3 protein-coding genes and 1 pseudogene are annotated in these 3,864 nt (G+C 41.1%); 1 reads left to right on the forward strand and 3 read right to left on the reverse strand.

The features are described from left to right. Positions 1–185: 185 nt before the first annotated feature. Positions 186–625: pseudogene (locus tag V7K89_RS21270) on the forward strand (transposase); the annotation flags it as partial. Between the two features lie 168 nt (positions 626–793). Here the strand turns inward: V7K89_RS21270 and V7K89_RS21275 are convergent. From V7K89_RS21275 to V7K89_RS21285, 3 genes are all read right to left on the reverse strand, one after another. Then, positions 794–1,024, reverse strand: a complete 231-nt coding sequence (locus V7K89_RS21275; RefSeq protein ID WP_335190625.1) for a prolyl oligopeptidase family serine peptidase — start codon at positions 1,022–1,024, stop codon at positions 794–796. Between the two features lie 3 nt (positions 1,025–1,027). Then, positions 1,028–1,432, reverse strand: coding sequence for an alpha/beta hydrolase family protein (locus V7K89_RS21280; protein ID WP_335190619.1), 405 nt, complete (start codon positions 1,430–1,432; stop codon positions 1,028–1,030). Positions 1,433–2,255: 823 nt separating this feature from the next. Then, positions 2,256–3,248: a hypothetical protein gene (locus V7K89_RS21285; protein ID WP_335190621.1), complete on the reverse strand. Its 993-nt coding sequence runs from the start codon at positions 3,246–3,248 to the stop codon at positions 2,256–2,258. Between the last annotated feature and the right edge of the window lie 616 nt (positions 3,249–3,864).

The raw sequence follows: 3,864 nt of genomic DNA on the forward strand, positions 1-3,864 counted from the left end.
TTATATCTTCTACCATTTGCTTTTACCTTGGTTAGATGTATTCAATATTCCTGGGATGAAACGTTGTTTCTTTAAGTTGATTGAATTGATGAATGATTTTCGAGCTTCTCCGATTCATTTCTCTATAGCTAGCTAATCTTCTCCTATTTTTCTTCCCCGAAGGTAACAAAAGAGGGATAAGTCCTGGTTACATAGCATCCAAGAAACGATACTTTTACGGTGTTCGGGTTCAGTTATTAACGACGAAAAATGGTATTCCGGTTGAATTTGTGTTTATACCTGGTAGTGCCAGCGATGTACGTGCGTTAAATGCATTACCTTTGAATCTGCCGCCTGGTAGTGAAGTTTACGGTGATTCAGCCTACACAGATTATACCGTTGAGGATGAGCTCAAACAAACGAGTCAGATTTCCTTGAAAGTAATGAGGAAAAAAAATTCCAAGCGTCAAGACCCACCTTGGAATCAATATATCAAACAACATACTCGGCATTATATCGAAACCGTGTTTAATGGTATTACTAGTTTTTTCCCAAAATCCATTCATGCGGTTACGTATCAAGGGTTTTTACTTAAGCTACAAGCATTTATTTTTCTTTTACTCTTCAACAAGCTTTTAGAGAATGAGTAATTTATAGAACTTAAAATCATTTTAAGAAATGAATACTCAATCAACTCTCAGGTGCGGTGACGCTACGTGCCACCGCCACTTTGTTGTACGTGATCGCATAAATTGTTGAGGGGTGACAAGCACACATCAGTCGATAACCCGCAACTTGGGTTAGTAGGTAAAATTTAGAAAGGGATATTTTCAATAATTATTGGTTCAATTGGTTCACTTAGTTCAAAAGAGAAAATACGTGAATAAAAGTAGAGTTCAGCTTCTAGTGATTTTTTGATGTTTTCGGCTTTGCGAAAGCCATGCTGCTCACCCTCAAAGGGAATGTAAGCTACTGCCAGACCTTTAATCTGCAAGGCTTTTACCATTGCTTGTGTTTGGTTTGGTGGAACAACTTTATCTTCTATCCTTTAGAAAAAAATGATTGGGCAAGTAAGACGATCAGTATGGTTGATTGGTGAGCGCGGTTGATAAATCTGACGCTGTTGTGGATAAGCACCAATTAAACGTTCCAAGTAACGCGATTCAAATTTATGTGTATCCTGTGCTAAAGCTTCTAAGTCACTGACTCCATAGTAGCTGGTACCGACTTTGAAAGTATTACCCGTGGTGAATTGAAGCATATCGCTTATATGCTGCGATCGCTCGCTGCCAGAAGAACCAAGTACGGGGCACAGCAGATGGTTGCTAGCAGCTATCCATTCTTCAGTAAGGGCGATGGATGGCTGATTAGTTTTTTGAAAAATCAAGCTAATGATGATGGTAGCTCCGGCGATGGCAGTTAAGATTATGGTAGTTCTCCACAATGGCTTCATGTTGCTACATCTGTTGTTGTGATATAAGAAACCACAATCTTAACCGCATTAAACATTTAATAGACTTAAAACTTTTGCGATGCCAACTCTTAGAGACGTTACGCGAACAGCAGGCGTAGCCATCGCTCAAAAATAGTAGTTTATGATACAGTTTTTTAGGAAATGCACAAAGGGTGATTGAGAAGAATGAATCATAAACTGAGCTTATGAATTCCTGGCTTAAACATAAATTATCAGATTTTCAGTTAAACAGTTACCACTTCATTCAAGGTTTTATCATCAGTTCAAACTGGACTAGTAGTTGCAGTCATAGTCAAACCAGATATTCCTCTAGCTCGATTCTCATACAACTTCTTGACAAAATTCTCTTCAATCACAGTATAGTCATATTCCGGTGTGAGATTTGCTCTTACCCTTGATCAAGTTATTAGCTTTACTTATGTTATTAGAGCCACTAAGCCCTTGAAATCTGGTACTTAAAATCACTAATTTTGAGCAAATTTATACTTAGGCAGGTATTCATCACACCGCGATATCCTTCTCTACGAGACGCTCCGCAAACGGTGAACTTTCAGTAGACCGAAAAGTTTTGAAAGTTAACTAAAGAATGAAGGTTTCAGGCGATGCTTTTGGGCTTTCCGTCACGACCACAGGCGATCGCTCTATTTATCCATCTGGAATAGAGGTGCTTGAAAGGTAAATTGGAAGATGATTTCGGCAGATAACCTTCCCAACGTGAAACGAAGGACTGATAAGGCTTCTGGAAAGTTTTCGGTCTACTGACCTTACTAACGCAAAAGTTTTCGGTCTACTCAATAGTGGGTCACATCAGATTTAGACAAAGGATTTCAGGCAAAGAAGCTGCTATCTGCTTCCACGTCAAGCCAGCATCATTCGAGAGGAAGATTTGACCATCACAAGTTCCGAAAGCAGCTATATTCCTGAAAGTGGCAAGGGTTCCTGTGTTGATATTGTCTTTTAGCCACTCTGGTAGCCCTGGCTCACACTTTTCAAATGTGCCTGGCTCATCAAGTAGACGGCGATAGATGGCTGCCTTGTTACCTGATGGGCCCATAGAAACGGTCATCAAAATTGTCTCACCACACACTGCCACAGCTCGTGAGTAGTTAGCATGTAGATTTGTGCGATCAAAGCTCCAAGAGTTCCCTCTATCTTGACTAATTGCTAGCCCCTCAGCCGTAGCTGCTAACACGAGATCCCGACGAGCCGGAATGGTTCGTACCTCGTGAACATCTGCATGAAAGTCAATGGTGGGTTGCCATGACTGTCCCTGGTCGTCAGAGCGCAGAATGCCTCCTACATGCACATTTACATAAAGTTCGCCGGATTGACCTACTGCCATCGAACGAACATCTGGAGGTCCTCCCCACGGTGTATACCATTGGGAACGTCCTTCAGCCGCCTCAAAGCAATTGATCCGATTCGTGCTTCCATCATTAGTAATACGGAGGAGATGAGCTTGCGACGTTCCTACCAGAACCGCATCCTCGATCGGCAAGATGCAGTTCAATCGCAAATCATTTATCGCAGCAACTTGATGCCACTTGCCCTTAGGGTCACGATGCCATATTGAATTGCGATCGGCGATCGCCCACAGTCCATCTTGGCTCAAGGCAAGAGCAGTGATGGAATAACCTTCAAGTTCTACATACTGTTTGGAGTCAATAAACAGCAACCCATCAGATGTTCCTGCTATTACTAGAGGTTTAGGCATCGCCTGCTCGGCATTGGCAAAGTCTGTATCTGTTTGCTTGTGCTCAATCGGCTTCACGATTTGCTGCTCCGTCTTGTTCATAATTTGAATCTCCTTAAGTACTGTCATTATTGGTTAACATCATTCCTACAGCACTCGTTCTAATGTCAACGAACGCTGTCTGATTGACGAGTTTCTTTATTGAGACAAAGCTTTAGATTTGCATAGTCTGTTTAGCTAAAGATGCCTGAGCTTCATGTTATTAAGGGCTTTACATGTGTTCATCTTTCTTGAGAAGTAACCTATGTAGAGCTTTTGCAGGATTTAAAGTAAAAATTTCTATACTTTTGGGTTTATTGCCATTCGTACATTGCGATGGTGATTAATGGGACTTAGGCAAAAAACACCGATAGAATGACCTCAAACGTATATTCCAAAGGGTTTTGACATCATTTTGCTTGGTTTGTTGATATATCTGGGTTTCAGGCGTTTTCAGGCATTTGGTGTATTTCCCTAACCCTGTAAGGGTTTGAGGCTTATTTATTGCTAAAAAATGTTTAAGTCCCGATAGTTCTTCTAAAGTGAACATAGGGCAAGCAGATGGATGAGAATTTAGCACTTTCAACTCCTAAGAAACACATTCCGTAGCGTTGGAAATAGGGATGAGCTCTAAGCCAAAAGCTTGAGCTTTTATCTTCAGGTTTTTAAGTATCCGGTC

The organism is Nostoc sp., from assembly GCF_036917515.1.
Lineage (GTDB): Bacteria > Cyanobacteriota > Cyanobacteriia > Cyanobacteriales > Nostocaceae > Nostoc.

Excerpts from the sequence above, each read along its gene's own strand:
- V7K89_RS21285 (WP_335190621.1), bottom strand. The coding sequence starts at position 3,248 with ATGAACAAGACGGAGCAGCAAATCGTGAAGCCGATTGAGCACAAGCAA.
- V7K89_RS21280 (WP_335190619.1), bottom strand. The coding sequence starts at position 1,432 with ATGAAGCCATTGTGGAGAACTACCATAATCTTAACTGCCATCGCCGGA.